At 67.7% G+C, this 22,699-nt stretch carries 22 protein-coding genes; 5 read left to right on the forward strand and 17 right to left on the reverse strand.

Annotated elements, in window-relative coordinates; all coding sequences use genetic code 11:
* Positions 1-50 precede the first annotated feature (50 nt).
* Positions 51-299, reverse strand: a complete 249-nt coding sequence (gene infA, locus GRX31_RS20815; RefSeq protein ID WP_012206460.1) for a translation initiation factor IF-1 — start codon at positions 297-299, stop codon at positions 51-53.
* 452 nt (positions 300-751) lie between these two features.
* On the opposite strand from infA, the gene asd reads away from it, so the two are divergent.
* Positions 752-1,606, forward strand: coding sequence for an archaetidylserine decarboxylase (asd, locus tag GRX31_RS20820; RefSeq protein WP_026062786.1), 855 nt, complete (start codon positions 752-754; stop codon positions 1,604-1,606).
* Positions 1,607-1,654: 48 nt separating this feature from the next.
* On the opposite strand, the gene GRX31_RS20825 is transcribed toward asd, so the two are convergent.
* From GRX31_RS20825 to GRX31_RS20860, 8 genes are all read right to left on the reverse strand, one after another.
* Positions 1,655-1,942 (reverse strand): hypothetical protein, encoded by a 288-nt coding sequence (locus tag GRX31_RS20825; protein ID WP_016448351.1) that lies wholly within the window; start codon positions 1,940-1,942, stop codon positions 1,655-1,657.
* Positions 1,943-2,013: 71 nt separating this feature from the next.
* Positions 2,014-3,066, reverse strand: coding sequence for an NAD(P)/FAD-dependent oxidoreductase (locus GRX31_RS20830; RefSeq protein WP_160854610.1), 1,053 nt, complete (start codon positions 3,064-3,066; stop codon positions 2,014-2,016).
* 13 nt (positions 3,067-3,079) lie between these two features.
* Positions 3,080-3,409 (reverse strand): ferredoxin FdxA, encoded by a 330-nt coding sequence (gene fdxA, locus GRX31_RS20835; protein WP_012206456.1) that lies wholly within the window; start codon positions 3,407-3,409, stop codon positions 3,080-3,082.
* A 165-nt stretch (positions 3,410-3,574) separates the two neighbouring features.
* Positions 3,575-4,942 carry a sulfate adenylyltransferase subunit 1 gene (locus tag GRX31_RS20840; RefSeq protein WP_160854612.1) on the reverse strand — a complete coding sequence of 456 codons (1,368 nt, stop codon included), beginning with the start codon at positions 4,940-4,942 and terminating at the stop codon, positions 3,575-3,577.
* Positions 4,942-5,874, reverse strand: a complete 933-nt coding sequence (gene cysD / locus GRX31_RS20845; protein WP_016448348.1) for a sulfate adenylyltransferase subunit CysD — start codon at positions 5,872-5,874, stop codon at positions 4,942-4,944. Before cysD ends, GRX31_RS20840 begins: the two co-directional genes overlap by 1 nt.
* Before the next feature lie 40 nt (positions 5,875-5,914).
* Positions 5,915-6,673 carry a phosphoadenylyl-sulfate reductase gene (locus GRX31_RS20850; protein ID WP_013801647.1) on the reverse strand — a complete coding sequence of 253 codons (759 nt, stop codon included), beginning with the start codon at positions 6,671-6,673 and terminating at the stop codon, positions 5,915-5,917.
* A 1-nt stretch (position 6,674) separates the two neighbouring features.
* Positions 6,675-7,058, reverse strand: coding sequence for a DUF934 domain-containing protein (locus GRX31_RS20855; RefSeq protein WP_016453315.1), 384 nt, complete (start codon positions 7,056-7,058; stop codon positions 6,675-6,677).
* A gap of 28 nt (positions 7,059-7,086) precedes the next feature.
* Positions 7,087-8,919: a nitrite/sulfite reductase gene (locus tag GRX31_RS20860; protein ID WP_046985785.1), complete on the reverse strand. Its 1,833-nt coding sequence runs from the start codon at positions 8,917-8,919 to the stop codon at positions 7,087-7,089.
* Positions 8,920-9,300: 381 nt separating this feature from the next.
* On the opposite strand from GRX31_RS20860, the gene GRX31_RS20865 reads away from it, so the two are divergent.
* On the forward strand, positions 9,301-10,218 hold the full coding sequence (locus GRX31_RS20865) for a hypothetical protein (RefSeq protein ID WP_237426738.1): 918 nt from the start codon (positions 9,301-9,303) through the stop codon (positions 10,216-10,218).
* On the opposite strand, the gene GRX31_RS20870 is transcribed toward GRX31_RS20865, so the two are convergent.
* The 8 genes from GRX31_RS20870 to GRX31_RS20905 form a co-directional block, all read right to left on the reverse strand.
* Positions 10,154-10,987 (reverse strand): ABC transporter ATP-binding protein, encoded by an 834-nt coding sequence (locus tag GRX31_RS20870; RefSeq protein ID WP_160854616.1) that lies wholly within the window; start codon positions 10,985-10,987, stop codon positions 10,154-10,156. The two genes, GRX31_RS20865 and GRX31_RS20870, sit on opposite strands and share 65 nt — an antisense overlap.
* Positions 10,980-11,993 (reverse strand): FecCD family ABC transporter permease, encoded by a 1,014-nt coding sequence (locus tag GRX31_RS20875; protein ID WP_160854618.1) that lies wholly within the window; start codon positions 11,991-11,993, stop codon positions 10,980-10,982. Before GRX31_RS20875 ends, GRX31_RS20870 begins: the two co-directional genes overlap by 8 nt.
* Positions 11,993-13,054: an iron ABC transporter substrate-binding protein gene (locus GRX31_RS20880; RefSeq protein ID WP_160854620.1), complete on the reverse strand. Its 1,062-nt coding sequence runs from the start codon at positions 13,052-13,054 to the stop codon at positions 11,993-11,995. The genes GRX31_RS20875 and GRX31_RS20880 overlap by 1 nt, the downstream gene beginning before the upstream one ends.
* A gap of 5 nt (positions 13,055-13,059) precedes the next feature.
* Positions 13,060-13,611, reverse strand: a complete 552-nt coding sequence (locus tag GRX31_RS20885; RefSeq protein WP_016448340.1) for a DUF2478 domain-containing protein — start codon at positions 13,609-13,611, stop codon at positions 13,060-13,062.
* A 132-nt stretch (positions 13,612-13,743) separates the two neighbouring features.
* Complete coding sequence (locus GRX31_RS20890; RefSeq protein ID WP_160854622.1) at positions 13,744-15,798, reverse strand: TonB-dependent receptor domain-containing protein; 2,055 nt, start codon at positions 15,796-15,798, stop codon at positions 13,744-13,746.
* Between the two features lie 189 nt (positions 15,799-15,987).
* A complete protein-coding gene (gene mnmC / locus GRX31_RS20895) occupies positions 15,988-17,919 on the reverse strand; it encodes an FAD-dependent 5-carboxymethylaminomethyl-2-thiouridine(34) oxidoreductase MnmC (RefSeq protein ID WP_160854624.1) in 1,932 nt (643 codons plus the stop codon).
* A gap of 15 nt (positions 17,920-17,934) precedes the next feature.
* Positions 17,935-18,603 carry a trimeric intracellular cation channel family protein gene (locus tag GRX31_RS20900; protein WP_016453307.1) on the reverse strand — a complete coding sequence of 223 codons (669 nt, stop codon included), beginning with the start codon at positions 18,601-18,603 and terminating at the stop codon, positions 17,935-17,937.
* A gap of 172 nt (positions 18,604-18,775) precedes the next feature.
* A complete protein-coding gene (locus GRX31_RS20905) occupies positions 18,776-19,048 on the reverse strand; it encodes an oxidative damage protection protein (protein ID WP_012206441.1) in 273 nt (90 codons plus the stop codon).
* Positions 19,049-19,192: 144 nt separating this feature from the next.
* Here GRX31_RS20905 and GRX31_RS20910 point away from each other — a divergent pair, with 144 nt between their 5' ends.
* From GRX31_RS20910 to GRX31_RS20920, 3 genes are all read left to right on the forward strand, one after another.
* Positions 19,193-20,215 (forward strand): sulfate ABC transporter substrate-binding protein, encoded by a 1,023-nt coding sequence (locus GRX31_RS20910; RefSeq protein ID WP_012206440.1) that lies wholly within the window; start codon positions 19,193-19,195, stop codon positions 20,213-20,215.
* 368 nt (positions 20,216-20,583) lie between these two features.
* Complete coding sequence (locus GRX31_RS20915) at positions 20,584-21,585, forward strand: sulfonate ABC transporter substrate-binding protein (protein ID WP_016448337.1); 1,002 nt, start codon at positions 20,584-20,586, stop codon at positions 21,583-21,585.
* 23 nt (positions 21,586-21,608) lie between these two features.
* Entirely contained in the window at positions 21,609-22,664 is a 1,056-nt protein-coding gene (locus GRX31_RS20920; RefSeq protein ID WP_160854626.1) for an aliphatic sulfonate ABC transporter substrate-binding protein, read from the forward strand.
* Positions 22,665-22,699: the final 35 nt, after the last annotated feature.

Consider the following 22,699-nt stretch of genomic DNA (forward strand, 5'->3'; position numbering starts at 1 on the left):
TATTGTAGCGTCAAAAAAATGGGTATTTTCGCAATGTGCGAATTTTCTGTTCAACGCGATCCAGGGCCGGGGCCACGGTTGGCCAGGTGGCGGAAGGTGATGCGGCCCTTGGTGAGGTCGTAGGGCGACATCTCCAGCGATACCTTGTCGCCAGCCAGGATGCGGATATGGTGCTTGCGCATCTTGCCGCCGGTGTAGGCGATCAGCTGGTGTCCATTTTCCAGCGTCACACGAAAGCGAGAGTCAGGCAGGACTTCCGTGACGGAGCCTTGCATTTCAATCAGTTCTTCTTTGGCCATGTGTTCAATCTCTTAGGTCTGGGTCGGTTGCGGCACTCATTTGTCGGAACCACGAAAACCTTGCCTGGCCCACAGAACATGGGGTACGTGGTCAGGCTGAAAAGGCTGTGGATGTTCTGCGCAAAAGGCGCAGACCGGACAGAGGACCAGGTCACAACGGTGTCGCAAAGACGAAGCCCGGCAACACCTAAACTTCCTGATTCTACAGTGTTGTATTCGTCGCCGTGCGGGCGGTGTTCAAAGCGGCCATCGTACGCAAAACACAGGTCGGATTCGTGCTGGGACGGCGAGGCTTTTGTCATCCGCGTGTGATGAGATGGCCTCGAAAAACGTGTGCGAGGCTTTGGGGCGGTCCGGCCAGGGTTGAAGGCCGCGGTAGCCGAGGAGGGGCGATGGTCGCGGGTTGGCTAGAATCCGCCCACAGCTTCTATTACTTTTATAGCAAAACCTCGATGTCTGATCGACTTGCCGTTCTCTCCCAGTATCTTTTGCCCAAGCAGGCGCTGACTGCCGTCATGGGGCGCCTGGCCCAGGCGCGTGCGGGTGACCTGACCACGGCAGTCATCCGTCGCTTCATTGCACGCTATGGCGTGGACATGTCGGAGGCGGCCGATTCCGATCCTGCGGCCTATGCCAGCTTCAACGAGTTCTTCACGCGGGCGCTCAAGCCCGGTGTGCGGCCGCTGGCTTCGGCTGACTGGGTCTGTCCGGTGGATGGCGCCATCAGCCAGATCGGCGCCATCGAGGGCGAGCAGATCTTCCAGGCCAAGGGGCACAGCTACAGCGCCACGGCGCTGGTCGGCGGCGATGCACAGCTGGCGCGGCAGTTCGACAACGGGCATTTCGCGACCATTTACCTGAGCCCGCGCGACTACCACCGCATCCACATGCCCTGTGCCGGCCGGTTGCGTCGGATGATTTATGTGCCCGGCGAACTGTTCTCGGTCAACCCGGTCACGGCGCGCGGCGTGCCGGGCCTGTTTGCGCGCAACGAGCGCGTGGTCTGCGTCTTCGATACGGACCACGGTCCCATGGTGCTGGTGCTGGTGGGGGCCACCATCGTGGGCAGCATGGGAACGGTGTGGCACGGCATCGTCAATCCGCCGCGGCCCGGTCGCATCCAGGACTGGCGCTACGACGACCAGTCCATCGTCCTGGGCCAGGGCGAGGAAATGGGGCGCTTTCAGCTGGGCTCCACCGTCGTCATGCTGTTTCCCGCATCGGCGGGGCTGCGCTTCAACGCGCAGTGGACGCATGCCGCGCCCGTGCGCCTGGGCCAGAAGATGGCCGGGCGCGGCGAGGCCTGAGTCTCGAAGGGTCGTCGATGAAAAACCGGGCCCAGGCCCGGTTTTCTGTCAAAGAATCCAGCTCAGGGCTTCAGGGCGCCGCTGTGTGGTGAACATCGAGGGTGCGATGCTCAGCCGCTCTGGCCTGACGGGGTCTTCATGGCCGACCAGATAGACCATCAGTTCACGGCGGCGCAGTATGACGTGGCTGACCTTCTCGGCCTTCCCGTTCTGTGTGACCTGCGTGCCCGGGCGGAACAGCGGCATCTGGAAGGTGAAGCTGCGCGGATCGGCCGGTGGCGCGACGGCAGTGCTGGGAGGGGCTTCTAGAGTGGCAACCATAGGCTTGATGTGCATGAGTGGACGCTGCCCACCTTATCGGCACTGCCGCGCCGAACTGTAGGGTCGCCGGGCGGCGAACACCAAGCTCAGGCGTCCGGATGGGAAACGCCGAGGATGGCGTGCAGCCGTGCGCTGGTCGTCGTGTACTGCAGCAGCGGTTTCTCGCCCTGCAGGTACTCGGCGGCGGCAAAGGCCGCCATGGTGGCTTCGTGGAAGCCGCACAGGATCAGCTTGTGCTTGCCCGGGTAGCTGACGATGTCGCCGATCGCATAGATGCCTGACGCATCGGTGGCCTGGGTTGCAGGGTTCACCAGCAGCTGCTTGCGCTCCATGGCCAGGCCCCATTCGGCGACCGGGCCCAGGCGGGGGGAGATGCCCAGGCAGACGACCAGTTGCTGCGCCGCCAGTTCATGCTCCTGCCCTTCGCCATCCATCCACTGCACGGCACGCAGCAGGCCTGAGTCGGCATGCAGTTGCGTGATCTGGCCGATCACCACGCGGATGGCGCCGCTGTCGCGCAGCTCCTGCAGGCGCTCCAGCAACGGCGCCGACGCCTGGAAGGCGTCGCGGCGGTAGAGCAGGCAAGTGGTCTGGGCCCTGTCGGCGCAGGCAATGGCCGCGGCCACGGCCTCTTCGTCGCCACCGTGGACGATGGCGGTCTGGCCGCGCACCATGTCCAGATCGGCGGGATGGTAGTGGAGCTGGCCTGCAGCCAGCCGCTCCACGCCGGGCACCTTCAGCGCCTTGGGCACAAAGGCGCCCACGCCAGCCGCAATGAAGACGCTGCGCGCATGCAGTTCAAGGCCTTGCGAGGTCTGCGCCAGCCAGCGGCCATCGTCCATGCGCTGCAGCTGGGCGACCTGCTGGGAAAGGTGCAGTTGCGCGTCCATGGGCGCGACCTGCCGCTGCAGCAACTGGACCAGTTCATGGCCCGTGCACACCGGAATGCCGGGAATGTCGTAGATGGGCTTGTCGCCGTACAGCTGCGCGCACTGCCCGCCCACATGGGGCAGGGCATCGACGACATGGCAGCGGATGCCTTGCAGCCCCAGCTGGAACACCTGGAACAGGCCCGCCGGGCCTGCGCCTATGACGAGGGCATCGGTCTGGATCGGTTGCGCGCCGGAGGTGTCTTGCATGGGCTGCGCGGCTTCAGCGTTCGAGCTGGTCCAGCTTGCCGGGCTTGCCGTTCCAGTCGTCGGCGTCGGGCAGCGAGGCCTTGCGCTTGGTGATGCTCTTCCAGCCCTTTTCCAGCGACAGCTCGGCATTGAGCTTGATGAAGGCGAGCTGGTCGGCGGGGACGTCTTCCTCGGCAAAGATGGCATTGGCCGGGCATTCGGGAATGCACACGGCGCAATCGATGCACTCGTCAGGATCGATCACGAGGAAGTTGGGGCCTTCGCGGAAGCAGTCCACGGGGCAGACATCCACACAATCTGTGTATTTGCACTTGATGCAGTTTTCGGTGACGACGTGAGTCATGGGAGTCTTTTATTTGCGGTGTGAATGTCGGTATCAACCCGGGATTCTAGAATTTTTCGGAACACGGTCCTGCACATGCAAGAGATTCTGGCGCGGACTGCTGCGGTTTTCTGAAAGCCCACGAGCCGGCATGTGCCGGCTCGCGAAGCGGGACTGTCCAGTTGCTCAATCCAGCAGTGCAGCGCCTGCGGTAGCGTGGCTGGCCGTGTCTACGAGGATCAGCGCACCCAGCTGGCGGGCCTGGGTGAAGGGCGCTGCGGGAATGCTTTCCTGCAGCAGCAGCTCCACGCGGCCGATGGCGTTGGGCTCCAGCTGGGTGGCCTCTTCCTGGGCCAGCGTGTGGATGTTCAGGCGGTGCACCACGCGGCGGGCCTTGGCCTTGATCCAGCGGTGGCCGTGCAGCGCCAGGTAGGTGCGGCCGGGGACCAGCGGCTGCTCGTCCATCCAGGCCACGGTGGCGGTCAGCTCGCGCTGGCTGGGCCATGCGGGCTCCGCTTGCGGGGCGTCGAAGTCGTCATCGGCAGTGACCGCTGCAGCCACCGGGGCGGCGACGATCCAGTCGCCGCGCGAGACATCGACCTCGCGGTCCAGCGTGATGCCGGCCGACAGGCCCGCGTCGATGGAGCCGGGAACGCGGGCATGGTCCAGCACCTGGGCAATCACGGCCTGCTGGCCGCTGGGCAGGATCTGCACGGCGTCGCCCACGCGTGCGCGGCCTGCGGCCACGCGGCCCCAGAACACGCGGCGGCCCTGGCTGGTATCGGCCGAGGACGAGAATTTCTCCACCCACTGCACGGGGAAGGCCAGCGCCAGGCCGGTGTCGGTCGGCGTGTTGGGCAACTGCTCCAGCAGTTGCAGCAGGCTCGGACCGTCGTAGCCGGCCCAGCCGGGCTCGGCGTTGACCACATTGAAGCCCTTGAGGGCCGAGACGGGCACGGTGGCCGCGGAGGCGATGCCGGCCTCGGCCGTGAAGCGCTGCAGCGCGCCACGGATGTGGACGAAGGCCAGTTGCGGGTCTTCGACGGCGTCGAGCTTGTTGACGGCAAACACCAGCGAATGCACGCGCAGCAGGTGGGCCAGCAGGCTGTGGCGGCGCGTCTGCGGCAGCAGGGTGAGCTGCGGGTTCTTCCAGTCGAGCTTGGTGGCATCGACCAGCACCACGGCGGCGTCGGCGCTGCTGGCGGCGGTGACCATGTTGCGCGTGTACTGCTCATGGCCCGGCGCGTCGCCGATGATGAACTTGCGGCTTTCGGTGGCGAAGTAGCGGTAGGCCACGTCGATGGTGATGCCCTGCTCGCGCTCGGCCGACAGGCCGTCGGTCAGCAGCGCCAGGTCGGTCTCGCCGCTCTTGGTGACGCCGGCGAGCTGGTCCTGGAGCACGGCACGCGTGTCCACCAGCAGGCGGCCGATCAGCGTGCTCTTGCCGTCGTCGACGGAGCCGCAGGTGATGAAGCGCAGGGCCGAGGCGTTGGAGGCCTCGGTGGCGGGGGAATCCGCAACGGCTGCGCCGGCGGCAATGCTTGCGGTGGTCATCAGAAATATCCGTCCTTCTTGCGCTTTTCCATGGAGGCTTCGCTGGTCTTGTCGTCCATGCGTGTGGCGCCGCGCTCGCTGACATCGGCGGCCAGGGTTTCGAGCACGATGTCGGCCGCCGTGGCGGCATCGCTTTCCACGGGGCAGGTGCAGGTGATGTCGCCCACGGTGCGAAAGCGCACGTCGCGCACCACGACTTCCTCGCCGTCGCGCGGCGGTGTGAGTTCGGTCACGGGCACCAGCAGGCCGCGGCGTTCCACCACTTCGCGCTTGTGCGTGTAGTAGATGCTGGGCAGGGCGATCTGCTCGCGCTCGATGTATTGCCACACGTCGAGTTCGGTCCAGTTGCTGATGGGGAACACGCGGAAGTGCTCGCCGGGGGCCAGACGCGTGTTGAACAGCGTCCACAGTTCGGGGCGCTGTGCCTTGGGCTGCCATTGGCCGAAGCTGTCGCGGTGGCTGAAGATGCGTTCCTTGGCGCGGGCCTTTTCCTCGTCGCGGCGCGCGCCGCCGATCAGGGCGTCGAAGCGGAATTCATCGATGGCCTCCAGCAGCGTCACCGACTGGTGCACGTTGCGGCTTTCGCCCGGATGGGCCAGGCGCACGGTGCCGCGTGCCATGGAGTCCTCGACGCTGCGCACGATGAGTTCGGCGCCGAGCTCCTTGGCGCGCAGGTCGCGGAAATCGGTCACTTCCGGGAAGTTGTGGCCGGTGTCGATCATCAGCAGCGGGTAGGGGATGCGACCCTTGCCGAAGGCCTTTTCGGCGCAGCGCAGCATGACCAGCGAGTCCTTGCCGCCCGAAAACAGCAGGGCGGGGCGCTCGAAGGCGGCGGCCACTTCGCGCAGCACGAAGATGGTTTCCTCTTCAAGGGCGTCGAGGTGGCGGTTGCTGAGATGGCTCAGCACGGAGGTGTCCACACGGGCGTTCATTTCTTGGTTTCCAATCAAATCGGTGTCAAACGCTGTCGTTTCACTTCTTGGCGTGCAGCCCGCATTCCTTGGCCGCTTCATCCTCCCACCACCAGCGGCCGGCGCGGAAGTCTTCGCCAAGGCTGACGGCGCGCGTGCAGGGTGCGCAGCCGATGCTGGGATAGAACTGGTCGTGCAGCGGGTTGTAGTCCACGCCATGGCTGGCGATGTAGTGCCAGACATCGCCCTGGGTCCAGTCGGTCAGCGGGTTGAACTTGGTCAGGCCCTTGGTCTCGACCTCGCTGCGGTCCACGGCGGGCACGTCGGCGCGGGCATTGGACTGCTCGCGGCGCAAACCCGTGATCCAGGCGCTCTTGCCGGCCAGCGCACGCGCCAGCGGCTCCATCTTGCGCACGCCGCAGCAGGCCTTGCGCAGCTCGATGCTGCGGTACATGGCGTCCTGGCCGTTGTCGCGGATGAAGTGGATCACCGATTCGAGCTGCGGCCGGTAGACCTTGACGCTCAGGCCGGGCAGCGACTGGGTGCGCTCCAGCAGGGCCAGGGTCTCGGTGTGCAGCGCGCCGGTGTCCAGCACGAAGACGGGGATGTCCAGGCCCAGGCGGTGGATGATGTCGGTGATCACCACATCCTCGGCGCCCAGGCTGGAGGCCTGCGTCACGGCCTCGGCGCCCAGCGCCGCTGCCTCGCGCAGCAAGGCCTCGGTGGCGGCCAGCTTGTCGGCAAAGCCGCTGCTGGCACGGCCGTTGACCTCGGTGGCCTTGGCCGATGCCTGTCGCGACAGAAAGCTTTGCGCACCCATGTCAGGCTGCCTTGACGAAGTGGGGCTCGGGATGGACGGCATCACCCTGGTAGAAGCCGTGGAAGCGGTCCAGCTGGCGCTGGGCATCGGAGATGTCCACGCCTTCGCGCAGCACGGCCACGTCGAAGCCGCAGCGCTGCATCTGCACCAGCTGGTCGATCAGCACGTCGCCCGTGGCGCGGATTTCTCCCTGGAAGCCCAGGCGCTTGCGCAGCAGGCGGGCCTGGCTGAAGGCGCGGCCGTCGGTGAACTTGGGAAAGTTGAGGTCGATGCGCTGCACGCCGGTCAGATCCAGCGTGAAGGGGTCGGCGTCATTGGCCGGGGCGATGACAGTCTGCTGGCCTTCGGCCGGGCTTTGGTGCTCGTGGGCGGCGATGATTTTCATGGGGATCTCCTGCGGCTCTCACCTGGGGTCAGGCGGCCGCTTCCTCGGTGTGCTTGGCGGGGTGGCGGGCGGCATTGCCGGCGGCCTTGAACGGTTCGATGCCCACGCGGCGCACGGTGGCGATGAAGGTCTCGAAACGGCCGCCTTCGCTTTGGCGCTGTTCGCGGTAGGTGGCCAGCAGGGCCTCGATCACGCCGGGCACTTCGGCGGCGCTGAACGAGGGGCCGATGATCTTGCCGGGCGTGGCCGGGCCGGACAGGTGGGAGCCGTCGGCGCCGCCCAGCGTGATCTGGTACCACTCCTTGCCGTCCTTGTCCACGCCCAGGATGCCGATGTGGCCGCTGTGGTGGTGGCCGCAGCTGTTGATGCAGCCGCTGATGTGCAGGTCGATCTCGCCCAGGTCCCACAGCTCGTCCAGGTCCTGGTAGCGCTCGGTGATGGCCTCGGCAATGGGCAGGGAGCGCGCATTGGCCAGCGAGCAGAAGTCGCCGCCGGGGCAGGCAATCATGTCGGTCAGCAGGCCGATATTGGGCTTGGCCAGGCCCAGGGCCTTGGCCGCCTTGTACAGCTGGGGCAACTGGTCGCGGCGCACCCAGGGCAGCAGCAGGTTCTGCTCGTGGGTGACGCGCATCTCGCCGGCCGAGAACTGGTCGGCCAGCTCGGCGGCGGCATCCATCTGGTCGGCCGTGGCGTCGCCCGGCGCGTAGCCCAGGCGCTTGAACGACAGCAGCACGGCGCGCAACTGCGGGTGGCGGTGCGGGCGCACATTGCTGGTCAGCCAGCGGCCGAAGTCCTTGTCTTCCTCGGCGGCGGTGCGCAGCAGGGCCAGGGTTTCGGCCTCGGCATTGGCGGGCGACAGGTCCAGCTCGGGCTCGCGGAAATTGGCGGCCACGCGGTCGTACTCGGCTTGCGTGATGGTGTGGGGACCACCCTCGACCTCGACGATCTGGCGGAACTCCTCATCAACCTGGTCGATGTAGTTCTGGCCCTCGGACTTCACGAGGATCTTGATGCGCGCCTTCCAGGCGTTGTCGCGGCGGCCGTAGCGGTTGTAGACGCGGATCACGGCTTCCAGGTAGTTCATCAGCTGGTTCCAGGGCAGGAACTCGCGCAGCACCGGGCTGATGGTGGGCGTGCGGCCCATGCCGCCGCCCACGCGCACCTTGAAGCCCAGCTCGCCAGCCTCGTTCTTGAGCAGCTGCAGGCCCACGTCGTACCAGCCCAGCGCGGCGCGGTCTTCCTCGGCGCCGCTGATGGAGACCTTGAACTTGCGCGGCAGGAAGCTGAACTCGGGATGCAGCGTGCTCCACTGGCGCAGGATTTCGGTGAAGGGGCGGGGGTCGGCGATCTCGTCGATGGCAATGCCGGCCAGCGCGTCGCTGTTGATGTTGCGGATGCAGTTGCCGCTGGTCTGGATGCCGTGCAGGTTCACGCTGGCCAGCAGGTCCATCACGTCGGCGGCCTTGGACAGCGGAATCCAGTTGTACTGCACGTTGGTGCGCGTGGTGAAGTGGCCGTAGCCGAACTTCAGGTCGGAGCCGATGCGGCGGCCGTCGTGCAGGGGAATGTCGCCCAGCTTGGCCTGGGTGGCGCGGGCCTCGGCCAGCAGGGCGGCGTCGGGCTGGTCGTACTCGCGGGCCACGCGGGCCAGCACGCGCAGCTGGGCGCTGGACAGTTCGCCATAGGGAACGGCCACGCGCAGCATGGGCGCGTAGCGCTGCACATACCAGCCGTTTTGCAGGCGCAGGGGCTTGAACTCATCCTCCGAGAGCTTGCCGGCCTGCCAGCGTTCGAGCTGGTCACGGAACTGCTCGGCGCGCAGGCGGATGAACTGTTTGTCGAATTCGGTGTATTGGTACATGGCGCTTCGGATGTGGGGTCTTCGACTGCCGCCAGTGGCGGCGGTGCAGGGGCTCATCGCGTGGCACCGAGGCACTTGCGGGACACGCGCACAGAACCCTGCATGGAGGGGAATGTAAGCAATGGCCTTATAGAAGCAAACGATTGTTTTGTCCTGCAAGTATGTGGATATGGATATAAGTGAATGGCAGCAGACTTTGCGGGGCTGGGCATGCCAAACGCATGAGCGGCCGATATGCTTTCCGGTCAGAGGGAGGATTTCAGAATGCGAAACCGTTGTGCCGCCATCGGGCTGGCCTTGGCATTGGCAACTGCTGCTCAGGCGCAGGCCCAGAAGCCGGCACCGCCGCCGTCTCCGTTGTCAGCAGCGCACACAGCTGACATGCCTGAACCCGACAAATCCGCACAGGAATCAGCCTGGGATGCGTATCTGCACCGCGTGGCGGCGCAGTTGGCCGGTTCCGGCAGCGGGCGCGATCTGGCCTTTGCGGCCATCCTGATCAATCTGTCGCCCCGCGACAAAAGCGCTGTCAGCCAGGCCGAGGGCTGGCGCCAGGACGCGCTGGAGCGGGCAGGGCAGGATGCGCTGGCCTATCAACTGCTGGCCTCCAAGGCCCCTGAGGACGAAGGCGAAGTGCGCTCCGAGGCTGCTCGCCGCTGGCTGGCGCTGGAGCCCAGCAATTTCTCTGCGCTGATGCAGCAGGCGCTGGGACCGCAGGAACTGCTGGTTGCAGCGCGCGAAAGCCGCTACGCGGACCTGCACATGTATGACGGCGTGCGCTGGATGCAGTCCGCTTTGCTGCGCCATCCGCCCACGGCACAGGAGCTGCAGGCGCTGGGTGGCAGTCCGAACTACCGGCTCGAGGAAGGCGCGGTGATCACTGCAATAGGTATCTGGACAGCCTTTCCCTTGACGGGCTACAAGGCGCTGCTGGATGCCTGCAAACCCGAAGCGATGGGCAAAACCCCGGCGCGCGAGGCCGACTGCCTGCATGTAGCCCACCTGCTGACAGAGCGCTCATCGACCGTGCTGGATGAGGGCTTTGGGCTGGCGATTCAACGCCGGCTGGCCAAAACCCCGACCGAGCGCGCCGCGGCCCGGGCCCGGCGCCGCCAGTTGGAGTGGCTGATGCAAGCGTCCGCCCCGCTCGGCATGCAGGACGGAGGAACCCGGTTTGCCCGGCTGCTGGCCGATCCTTCCATCCACAGCGAGCAGCAATTGCTGCAGCGCTTGCTCAAGGATGCAGGCCAGCCCTTGACGCCTCCGCCGTGCTGGAAGTGGCGCCCGCCCAGACCTTAGGGATTGCCGGCAGCCGCGCCGCCACCGCCGCCTCGCTCACCCCATAGAGCGCAGCCAGCGCGGCCGGTGTCGCCACTTGCGCCGCCGCACCGCAGGCCTGCAGGCCACCGCGGCCCAGCAGCGCGATGCGGTCCGCCACCTGCAGCGCATGCTCGGGCTGGTGGGTGGACAGCAGCACGGCCATGCCGCGTGCACGCAGCGCGGCAATCTGGTCCAGCACGCGGATCTGGTTGCCGAAGTCCAGGCTGGCCGTGGGCTCGTCCATGACCAGCAGCGCGGGCTCCTGGGCCAGGGCGCGTGCGATCAGCACCAACTGGCGCTCGCCGCCGCTCAGCTCGGTATAGGGACGCAGCGCCAGATGGGCGATGCCCAACTGCTCCAGGCAGCCCAGCGCCAGTGCACGGTCGGCACTTGAAGGCCGGGCCAGCGCAGGCAGGCGCGCGGCACGGCCCATGAGCACCATGTCCAGCGCCTCGAAGCCGAAGACACCGGCCTGCGCCTGGGGCACATAGCCCACGCGCCGCGCAAACTCGGCACGCGGCCAGCTGAGCACGGGCTGGCCCTGCACGCGCACCTCTCCGGCCAGCGGCGCCAGCAGGCCCAGCACGGTGCGGAACAGCGTGGTCTTGCCGCAGCCGTTGGGGCCCAGCAGGCACAGCACCTCGCCTGCGGTGATGGCCAGGTCCAGCCCCTGGCTGACGCGCCGGCGCCCATGGCCCGTGGCCAGGGCCAGCGTCTGCAGCACGGGCGCCGTCGGCATTTCAGTCATTGCGGCCCGTGCGCGACAGCAGGTAGAGGAAGAAAGGCGCGCCGACCAGGGCCGTGAGAATGCCCAGCGGCAGCTCGATGCGTGCCGCACTGCGCGCCAGGGTGTCGGCCGCCACCACGAAGCCCGCGCCCAGCAGCGCCGAGGCCGGCAGCAGGCGCACGAAATTGGGGCCGACCAGCAGGCGCGCCACATGAGGCACCACCAGCCCCACCCAGCCGACGATGCCGGCCAGCGATACGGCGGCCGCCGTGCCCAGCGTGGCACAGGCCACCAGCAGCAGGCGCAGGCGTGCCACGGGCACGCCCAGGGCCAGCGCCTCCTCGTCAGGCAGGCCCAGCAGGTTGATGCGCCAGCGCAGCAGCATCAGGGGCAGCAGGGCGCACAGCATCACGGGTGCCGTGGCACCCAGCTCGGGCAGGGTCACGGCGCTCAGGCCGCCCATGAGCCAGAAGGTGATGGATGGCAGCTGCGTATTGGGGTCGGCCAGCGTCTTGACCAGGGCGATGCCCGCGCCCAGCAGCGCGCCCAGCGCAATGCCGGCCAGCACCAGGACCAGCACCGGGTCATGGCGGCGCACGCTGGCGCTGATGGCCACCACCACGGCCACGGCGGCCAGCCCGCCACCAAAGGCCAGGGCCTGCACGGCCGCCATGGACCAGCCCAGGAAGATGCCCAGCACCGCGCCCAGGCCGGCACCGGCCGAGACGCCCAGGATGTCGGGCGAGACCAGCGGGTTGCGGAACATGCCCTGGTAGGCCGCGCCTGCCGCCGCCAGCGTGGCGCCCACGGCCAGGCCTGCGGCGATGCGCGGCAGGCGGATGTTCCAGAGCACGGTCTCGGCGCTGGCGGACAAGGGGGACGCCGTGCCCATTGCGCGCGCCAGCAGCGACTGCCACAGCTGCTGCGGCGCGATGGAGAACTGACCCGCCGCCAGCGCCCACAGCAGCACGGCGGCCAGCAAGGCTAGTGCGAGCACCCACACCATGCGGCGGCCTGTGGCAGGCATCAACGCGCAGTCTCCATCAGCCTGCCCAGCGCTGTGGGCGACAGGTCGGCACCGTAGAACAGGCGGTAGAAGTCGCGCACCTCGCGTTCCAACGGCGGCAGTCCCTGCAGGGCCGGCGCCTGCGGGTGGAGCTTTTCCAGCAGCCAGCGCACACCGATCAGCCGGTTGACGCCGGGCGGACCATCCAGCCAGCCGAAGGGCCAGACCGGCGCGCAGTGCACGCGGCCCGAGCGCACGGCGGCTACGCCGCGCCACAGCGGGTCCTGGCGCATGCGCTCGGCAAGGCCGGGTTCCTGCGTGACGATGACCTGCGGGTCCCAGGCCAGGATCTGCTCCATGGACACGCGCGTGAGCCCGCCACGCCCTGCATCGGCGGCCACATTGCACCCGCCCGCATATTCGACGGCTTCCACATTGATGGAGCCCGCCAGCCCTGTCTCCAAGCCGTTGGCGCTGCGCGCGAAATACACGCGCGGGCGCTCGGCCGGTGCCATGCCCTGGGTGGAACGCTGCGCCAGCGCCGCCACGGCATCGGCATGGCGGGCCAGGGTTTCGCCACGTGCGGCCTCGCCCAGCAGGGCGCCGACCTCGCGCAACTGGCGTGCGTGGTCGGCCAGCGAGCCCTGGATCAGCACGCAGGGCAGGCCGGTCTGGCGCGCCAGCCGCTCGGTGGCCGAGATATAGGTGGCATCGGCCGTGCCGGCGTCCAGCACCAGGTCGGGCTGCAGCTTCAGCAGCGACTCCAGCGGCATGGTGCTGCCGCGCCCGGACAGGCGGCCCAGATGCGGCAGCGCCTGCAGTGTGGGCCCCAGATAGGCGCGCGAGACATCGTCCAGCTGCTGGGGCCAGCCCAGCAGCTTGTGCGGTGCCAGCGTGGCCACCAGCACGCCTGCAGGCGGGCCGGCGGCAAACACCCGGCGCAGTTTGGTCGCGTCCGGTATCTGGCCTATGCGCGCGGCAATGGTCGTGGTCTGGGCATGGCCGGGAACAAGAGCCGATGAGGCCAGCGCCGCCATGGCCTGGCCCAGCCAGCGGCGGCGGGTGAACAGAAGATCGGTCATGAAAGTCAGGGGATGGGGCTGGCGCAGCCACGGCGCTCAAGCTGTGCCTGGCACCATTGCTCTATCTGCACCTCATCGGCTGCCAGCTCGGCATGCAGGCTGCCGGTGTACCTGCGCCAGTCTTCAAGATGGCGGGCCGCGACGGCCGTGAGCACGGGCGTGCCGGCCTCGACAAAGGCCGCGAATTCGGCGGCAAAGCCCTGGCCCGAGGCCTCGACGATGCCGAAGCGGTTGATCACCACCAGATCCACGCCATCGTCCAGCGCCTGGCGCAGCACGGCGCTGGCCTGGGCCAGGGCCTGGGGGTTGAGACTGCAGGCGCGCGAGGCGCAGCCCAGGTCCTGGGACAGCTCGAATTGGCGGTCACTGCGCAGGTCGAACAGCTGCATACGCTTGTTGCCGTTGGCATAGCGGTCCTGGCGATGCACCAGACCGCCCACCCGCCAGCCCGCGCCTTGCAGGCGGCGTGCCACGCGTTCGAGCAGCAGCTCCATTGCATGCTCGTCGTCGGGATGGACCAGGGCGGCCAGGGGCAGGGTGGTGAAGGGCGGGTTCATGGCATGCAGGTTGATGCGTATCAATGGGGCTGTTGTACTCCTGCCCGACCCCGGTGTCGTTGACCATGGGCAGCTTGGCTGGACCCGGAGCGCAGGCAGACGTGGGCGGGCGCTTCGCGCCAGGTCCGCTCCTCAGAAGCGATAGCCCAGGTTGACATACCAGCTGCGGCCCGGCATGGGCAGGCCGTCATCGAGCTGGTACCACTTGTCGCCGATATTGGCCACGCCAAAGTCCACGGTGATGTCGCTGCGCGGCTTGTAGCGTGCACGCAGGTTGGCAATGCCGTAGCCGGGCAGCTTGAGCGTCTGCAGCTGGCCGCTGCCCGACAGCGGCACGTAGCGGCCCTTCTCGGTCTCGACCTCGGCATTGAATTCCCACTGCGCCAGCGGACGCCACTGGACACCGGCCAGCAGGCGGTGGCGCGGCGTGTGGGTCAGCGTGATGCTGGAGTCGCTGGTGTTGCGGCGGTTCAGGTAGGTGTAGCCGGCGTTCACGCCCCATTGCGCCGACAGTTGCTGGGCCAGGGACAGCTCCATGCCGATGTTGCGCGTGCGCCCCACGTTCTGCGCCTGGTTGCAGGTGGTGCCGCCGCATTCGGCCGAGGCCAGGACCACGGTCTGGACCTGGTTGCGCACGCGGCTGTAGAACAGCGCGGCCTGGCCCTTGCCGCCCTGCCAGGGTGAGCCGCTGACGCCCAGCTCCAGGTGGTTGGCCGTCTCGGGCTGCAGGTCGGGGTTGGCCAGGGCCGTGCCCATGCGTGCCGAGTAGCGGTCCTTGATGGTGGGAAAGCGCGTCTTGTGCGAGGCGATGAAATACGCCTCGCTGCCACCGCCCAGCGCATAGCCGAGCTTGGCCACGCCATTGGTGGCGCTGGCGGAGCCCGTGGGCCACTGGTAGGCTTCGCGCGCATCGCGCTGGTCGTGGCTGAGCGCCAGGTTCAGGCTCCAGCGCTCGGCCAGGGAGATCGTGTCCTCGATCACCAGCGAGCGCGTCACGTCGCGGTAGTGCTTGCTGGGGTCCTTGGCCGAGGCGGCATCGGTGTGCTCGTCGATCTTGTAGTGCGCGCCCAGGCGCAGCGCATGGCCCTTGAAGCTGTAGTTGGCCCACTCGATGCTGGCGCCCTGGCTCACGTCCTTGTAGCTGCTGGTGGTGTCATGGCGCGTGTAGCTCGCGTCCGTGTACATGTCCAGGCCGTTTTGGTAGGTGTCGTGGTAGATGCGCGTCTTGAGCAGGTTGTCGGCATTGATGCGCGTGGTGCTCAGGAAGTACACGCTGTCCTTGTCCCAGTAGGGCCAGCGCCAGTAGCGGATGACGTTCTTGCCCGTGGCGCTGCCGGTATACACGGGGTTGCCCTTCTCGCCTTCCTGGCGCACATAGCCCAGCGCGTATTCGTCCGTGGCATTGGGCGTGAGGCCCAGCTTGAACGACAGCCGCCTGTCCGTGCGGTAGGCGTTGTCGCGGTAGTTGCCCGTGTCGGTGGGCTGCTTCTTGAAGTCCTTGAAGCCCTTGGGCAGCGGAAAACTGTCCGCGTCCAGGTAGGAGGCGCCCAGCTGGTAGTACCAGGTGCCCAGGTTGCCGCCCAGGTTCACGGCGGCCTTGCGTTCGCCGCCTGCGCCTGCGCCGATGCGTGCATCGCCCTCGAAGGATTTGACCGGCTTGCGCGTGACCAGGTTGATGGCGCCGCCCAGCGTATTGGGGCCATACATCAGCGAGGCGCCGGCCTTGGCCACGCGGATCTCGGACAGGTCGAACGTGGTGAAGCGGCCGAAGTCCACATAGCCGTCATAGGGCACGTACAGGGGCACGCCGTCCACGAAGACCGGCACCTGGCGCGGATCGAAGCCGCGCAGGTAGATCATTTCCTCGTTGCGATTGTTGCGCGACAGCGTGGCGCCCGGCAGCAGGCGCACGGCGTCGGCCACGGTGTCTGCATTGCGCCGGCGCATCTCGGCGGCGCCCAGTCGCTGTTCATCGCCGGATATGGCATCTGCTTCATAACGCGCACCGTGCACATCGACCGTGCCCAGCTGGAAGGTCTGCGAAGCCTGTGCTGCGGACGTGACCGATTGGGCTTGTGCCTGGGTGCTGGCGGCCAGGCCCGCAAGCAGCAGGGCGTGGGCCAGCGTGGACTGCAGGCGGAAGGCAGGGGAGGAGGCTTGGGCGCTGTAGCGGGGCTGGAGGGGCACGATTTTCGGTGGTTGTGTGAGTGGACGCGGAGCGGCTGGTTGTTTCCTTTTGAAAACAGGTTCCGGATTCTAGCGATATGCACTAACAAACATAACGAGTGACAAAAAACCGTCTGCGGGAAGACTCGGGTTTTCTTTCAGGCCGTTGTGTGAATGCCGGGCCGTTCAGCGGCCGGGCGGTTCAGCGGCTCAGCGCCTGCGGCCCAGGCGTTCGCTGGCCAGGGCAGCCGCCAGCCTGGCATCCAGGGGCAGCGGTTCGTCGTGCAGGCGTGCTGCCAGCAGCTCGCCGCACAGCAGCGACAGCGTGAGCCCGCGCGAGCCCATGGCCGTCAGCGCCCACAGGCCAGGAGCCTGATCGGACACCGGTCCGACCACGGGCAGCCGGTCTGGCGAGGCCACGCGCACGGCGCCCCAGGTGGCGCGCGGTGGCGCGTCGAAGAAGCCTTGCAGGCCCTGGTAGGCACGTGGCAGCAGCTGCGCCAGCTTGGCGCCATTGGCTGCATGGGCAGCGGCCTGGTCTCCGGGGCTGGGCGGCAGCGCGGTCTGGTCGCGCTCGAAGGTCGATCCCATGACCCAGCCTGGCCCGGCTGCATCGCCGGGCAGCGGCATGGCAGGCACCAGGTTGCCATGGCCGTTGACGGGAAAGGGCGGCATGGCCTGTGCGCTGGCCGGGGTGTGCACATCCCAGCTGACCTGGCCGCGAATGGGCTGCAGCGGCCAGGCGGCCTGCGCACCCAGGCTGTGCTCCAGCAGCGCATTGGTTGCGGGGCCCAGTGCGAGAACGACCAGTTCAGCCTCGGCCAGCAGATTGCCCTGTGCATCCAGGGCCTGCCAGACGGGCGCGCCACCGGCTGTGTCGGTGCGTGCAAGACGCGCCACGCAGGCGCGGCCCTGCCAGCGCACGCCCGGCAGCGCCAGTTGCGCCTGCACCAGCCGCGCCGGGCGTACCCAGCCAGCTTGCGCATGCCAGCAGGCCGGGGCGTCGGCGGGCAGGCCGGCCGCCGAGAGTTGATCGGCGCTTGCGGGCCGGCTCCAGTGGTCGCCCGGGCCGGGGGATTGCCAGTCGCGCGGCAGCCGCGGGGCGGCTTCCACGCCGTGCTCCAGCACGCCGGTATCGCACCAGTCCGTGCCCGGTTGCAGCAGGCCCTGGCCGGAGAGCACTTGCAGCTGCGCCAGGGTCAGGCGTGCGCCGTCGCGGCTCAGGCGGGACAGCAGGCTGTCATCGGGCGAGACATGGGGGCAGAACAGGCCCGCGGGCAGGGCCGAGGCGCCCGCTGCAGGCGCGTCGGCAGCATCCAGCACGGTGACCTGCCAGCCACGGCGCGACAGGCTGGCGGCGGCGGCCGCACCGGCGATGCCTGCACCCAGCACCGTGCAGCGCCGTGGGGTGATGGGTTCCTGCGGCTGTGCTCCCGGCCCGCGCGGTTGCCAGGCCGGGTCGAAGACGGCATGCAGGTTGTGGCGCTTGGGTGGGACGCCATCGACCTTGCGCACCTGAAAGCCGTGCTGTGCCAGGCCATCGCGCACCGTGCGCGCCACGCACCAGGTGGACAGCTGCGTGCCGCGCCGGCAATGGCGCGCCAGCGCGCGCAGGGTATCGGCGCTCCAGAGGTCGGGGTTGAGTTCCGGCGTGAAGCCGTCCAGGTAGATGCTGTCGGCCGTGAGCTGCTGGCGCCGCAGCATGGCCTGGGCATCGCCGATGTACAGCGTCAGCAGCACGCGCCCCTGCTCGAAGGCGAGGCGGTGCACGCCGGGCAGCAGGCCCTGGAACCGGGTGGCCAGCTCCTCGGCCAGCAGGCGCAATCCTGGCTCGCGCGGCATGGCCTGGCGCATGGCGTCGGCGCTGACGGGAAAGGCTTCGGCCGAGACGAAATGCAGCAGCCTCGGGCGCCGGGGATCGGCCTTCCAGGCTTCCCAGGCCACGAGGAAATTCAGCCCGAAGCCGAAACCGGTCTCCAGGATGCGCCATTGCGGCGCATCGGCCCAGGCCGTCGGCAGGCCGCAGCCGCCCAGAAAGACGTGGCGGGCCTGGTCCAGGCCGCCGAGTTCGCTGTGGTAGCGGTCGCCGAAGCGCGGGCTGTAGGGCGTGCCATCGGGCAGCCAGTCAATGGGTTCGGACATGGGCAAGGGGCAGAACTACTCCTCCCAGCGCTGCTGGTAGGAGAACACGGGCAGCCGCCACTTGAAGCGGATGGCGGCCAGGCGCAGCGTGAGTCCGCCGGCAAAGCAGACGACGGTGCTGAGGTTGGAGCCCACGTCCAGCGTGCGCAGCCCCAGGAACAGCAGGCACACGGCCAGGGACACGCTGGCGTACAGCTCGCGCCGGAAGACGACCGGCACTTGGTTGCACAGCACGTCGCGCAGAATGCCGCCGCTGATGCCGGTCAGCATGCCCGACATCACCACCACCACGGGCGGGTAGCCCAGCTCCAGCGCCACGTTGCAGCCGATCAGCGAGAAGGCGATCAGCCCCATGGCGTCCAGCAGCAGAAAGACCTGCTTGAGATGGTGCATGTGGCGCGCCACGACGATGGTCAGCAGCCCGGCCGAGATGACCAGGTAGACATATTCAGGGTGCTGCGTCCAGCCGATGGGGTAGTGGCCCAGCACCATGTCGCGGATGGTGCCGCCGCCCAGCGCGGTGACGAAGGCGATCACGGCCACGCCGAAGATGTCCATGTTGCGCCGGCCCGCCGCCAGCGCGCCCGACATGGCTTCGGCCGTGATGGCCACGAGGTAGATCACCAGCATGACGGTGAACTGCGATGCCTGGAACGATTCCAGCAGGGAGACGGATGGAAGCACGGAAAACCTCGGATGAAGACCGGCCCGCGCCGCAGGGTGTGCGGCCACTGCGCCGTCCAGCGCAAGAAGGCGGGCATTGTAGGCGGTCTCTGGGCGGCGGCCGTTTGCGGCACCGCAAATGAAACCGCCCCCGGCGCGGTGCGACGGGGGCGGTGAAAGGGCACGAAGCGGCTCAGGCCGTAGGAGGCACGTAGCCGGCCGCCGCATCGGCGCCGCCGCCGAAGAAGTGGTTTTCCATCTGGCGGGCCAGGTACTGGCGGGCGCGTGCGTCGGCCAGGTTCAGGCGGTTTTCGTTGACCAGCATCGTCTGGTGCTTGAGCCAGTCGGCCCAGGCCTGCTTGCTCACGCCTTCAAAAATGCGCTTGCCCAGCTCGCCGGGGTAGGGCGGGAAATCCAGGCCTTCAGCGTCAACGCCAAGCTTGATGCAGTGAACGGTACGTGCCATGGGGAATTGAGTCCTTGTCTTGCAGAGATTCAGATGTTTTGGGAATAACAAACTGAAATCTTATTGGTTTGAGTTTTAAGAGTTGGCTTTGAGAATGCTTTCCACGGCACCAGACCGTCGTCTCCACTCTCTACCGACACTCCAATGAAAATTCGCCGCCACTTTATCAAGTTTCCTGTCGCCGCCGGCCTGATCGCGGGCTTGACCCTGTCGGCTCTGCCGGCGTTGGCCCAGTCGGTGCAACTGCTCAATGTCTCCTACGATCCGACGCGCGAGCTGTACGTGGAATACAACCAGGCCTTCGCCAAGCACTGGAAGGCCAAGAGCGGCCAGGACGTGAGCGTCAAGCAGTCGCACGGCGGCTCGGGCAAGCAGGCGCGTTCCATCATCGACGGCATCGACGCCGACGTGGCCACGCTGGCGCTGGCCGGCGACATCGACGCCCTGGTCAAGAACGGCAACCTGCTCAAGGCCGACTGGCAAAAGCGCCTGCCGCACAACTCGGCGCCCTACAGCTCCACCATCGTCTTCCTGGTGAAGAAGGGCAATCCCAAGAACCTCAAGGACTGGGACGACCTGGTCAAGCCCGGCGTGCAGGTGATCACGCCCAACCCCAAGACCAGCGGCGGTGCGCGCTGGAACTACCTGGCCGCCTGGGAATTCGCCAAGCGCAAGTACGGCGGCGACGCACAGGCCAAGGACTTCATCGGCAAGCTGTTCAAGAACGTGCCCGTGCTGGACACCGGCGCGCGCGGCGCCACCATCACCTTCGTGCAGCGCGGCGTGGGCGATGTGCTGCTGGCCTGGGAGAACGAGGCCTTCCTGGCGCTCAAGGAGTTCGGTCCCGACAAGTTCCAGATCGTCGTGCCTTCGCTGTCCATCCTGGCCGAACCTTCGGTGGCCGTGGTCGACAAGGTCGTGGACAAGAAGGGCACGCGCGCCGTGGCCGAGGAGTACCTGAAGTACCTGTACTCCGAGGAAGGCCAGCGCATCGCCGGCCGCAACTACTACCGTCCCACCGATGCCAAGGTCAAGGCCGAATTCGCGGACAAGTTCCCCAAGCTGGAGCTGGTCACCATCGACCAGGCCTTTGGCGGCTGGGCCAAGGCCGACAAGGACCACTTTGCCGACGGCGGCAGCTTCGACCAGATCTACACCAAGAAGTGAGTGCGGTGCGCCGGCCCGGCCGGCGCCCACCCACTGAATTCACCCGCTTTCCCAGATCTCTGCCAATTACCACGATCCGCCATGTCCATCTTGCTGACTTCCCGCCACTCTTTGCAGGCCCCGCGCCGCACGGCGCAGACAGGCGTGGTGGCATCCAGCTCTTTTCCTCGCTTCGAGACCGTGGCCTTCGCCAGCCGGCGATGTAGCACCTGACGACTCCGTGCGGTGCGCCTGCAGGCCCGGCCCTGCAGGCGGCTGCCCCTTGCTCCGCCTTCCCTTTTTGTTTTCTGGCTGCATGCCGCGCGCATGCATGGGCAGCGCTTTGCCTGCACCACGCACCACGCACCACTCTTCCAAGGATGTCCGTCATGGTCTCGTTCGATTCCTTCCCCCGACACACAGCCAACTGGCGCCGACGCCAACTGCTGGGCGCGGGCCTTGCCGCAGCAGTCGCCACGGTGGGCGGCCCGGCCCTGGCCCAGGACAAGGCGGGCGACCGCGTGCTGCGCGTCGGCCACCAAAAGGGCTGGCTGTCCATCCTGAAGAGCCGGGGCACGCTGGAAAAGCGGCTGGCGCCGTTGGGCGTGTCGGTGCGCTGGATCGAGTTCAACGCCGGCCCCGTGCAGCTGGAGGCGCTGAACGTGGGCTCCATCGACTTCGGCGATGTGGGCGAGGCCCCGCCCATCTTTGCGCAGGCCGCAGGCGCACCCCTGGTCTATGCGGGCGCCACCGTGCCGCGCCCCGGGCTGGAGGCGGTGATCGTGCCCAAGGATTCGCCCATCCGCAGCGTGCAGGACCTCAAGGGAAAGCGCGTGGCCTACAACAAGGGCTCGAACGTGCAGTACTTCCTGGTCAAGCTGCTGGAAAAGCACGGCCTGAAGTACGGCGATGTGCAGTCCGTCTTCCTGGCGCCGGCCGATGCGCGTGCCGCCTTCGAGCGCGGCTCCGTCGATGCCTGGCTGATCTGGGACCCCTTCCTGGCTGCCGCGCAAAAGACGCTGGACGCCCGCCTGCTGGCCGATGCCACGGGCGTGGTCAACAACCGCGCCTACTACTTCACCTCGCGCGATTTCGCCACGCGCAATGCCGATGTGCTGCGCATTGCCATCGAAGAGGTCGATGGGATTGACCGCTGGGCCTCGAAGAACCAGACGGCGGCGGCCGCCGAGCTGTCCAGCATCCTGGGCCTGGACAAGTCCATCACCGAGCTGTACCTGAGCCGTGCCCGCTTCGGCACCTCGTCCGTGACGCGCGAGATCCTGGCCGAGCAGCAGCAGATCGCCGACACCTTCTTCGAGCTCAAGCTCATCCCCCGCAAGCTCAACCTGCTGCATGCCGCGCCGGTGGACCTGATCGCGTCGCGCCCCTGAGCCCACAGCAAGGAGTCCGCACCATGAACGCCATCCCCAAGAAGCCCCGCCTGGACCGCGTGCGCCGCCAGGCCCTGCAACTGCTGGGCACCACCGCCTTCAGCTGGAGCCTGGCCGGCCAGTACGCACGCGCCGAGACGCCGGCCGCCGTGGCCGGACCCGAGCAGTTGCGCATCGGCTACCAGAAGTCGGCCGTCAACCTGGTCATCCTCAAGCAGCAAGGCGTGCTGGAAAAGCGCTTTGCGGGCACCAAGGTCAGCTGGCTGGAGTTTCCGGCCGGCCCCCAGCTGCTGGAGGCCCTGGCCGCAGGCAGCCTGGATTTCGGCCTGACCGGCGATTCACCCCCGGTCTTTGCCCAGGCCGCAGGCCGCGACCTGCTGTACGTGGGCGCCGAGCCGCCCAAGCCCGAAAGCTCGGCCATCCTCGTGCCGTCGGACTCGCCGCTGCGCGCCCTGGCCGACCTCAAGGGCCGGCGCGTGGCGCTGCAAAAAGGCTCCAGCGCCCATTACCTGCTGGTGCGTGCGCTGGACAAGGCGGGCCTGGCCTGGAACGAGATCCAGCCCGTGTACCTGGCCCCGGCCGATGCGCGCGCCGCCTTCGAGCGCAAGAGCGTGGACGCCTGGGCCATCTGGGACCCGTTCTACGCGGCCACCGAGCTGGCGATTCGCCCGCGCGTGCTGGCCAATGGCGAAGGCCTGTCGGGCAACGCCTCGTTCTACCTGGCCGCGCGCGGACTGGTGGAGCGCCATCCGCAGGTGCTGCGCGCGCTGTTCGATGAGCTCACGCGCGCCGATCGCCTGGCCCAGAGCGCACGCCAGGAGGCCGTGGCCCTGGTGGCCGGCTTCAGCGGCCTGGATACGGCGGTGGTCAGCCGCTTCATTGCGCGCCGGCCCAGCTCCCCCGTGGGCCTGCTGGCTGCGCAGACCGTGGTGGACCAGCAGCGCGTGGCCGATGCATTTTTTCGGCTGGGCCTGATTCCGCGCCAGGTGCAGGTGGCCGACATCGTCTGGCGGCCCTCGGCGGCCGAGTACGCGCGGCTGGCCGAGCCGGTGGCGGCGCGGCCTTCTTCCGCCCTTTGATTTCCTTCCTCGATTCCGTCCCCTGACTGGAGCAG

Source organism: Delftia sp. CH05, assembly GCF_009827015.1.
GTDB lineage: Bacteria > Pseudomonadota > Gammaproteobacteria > Burkholderiales > Burkholderiaceae_C > Comamonas > Comamonas tsuruhatensis.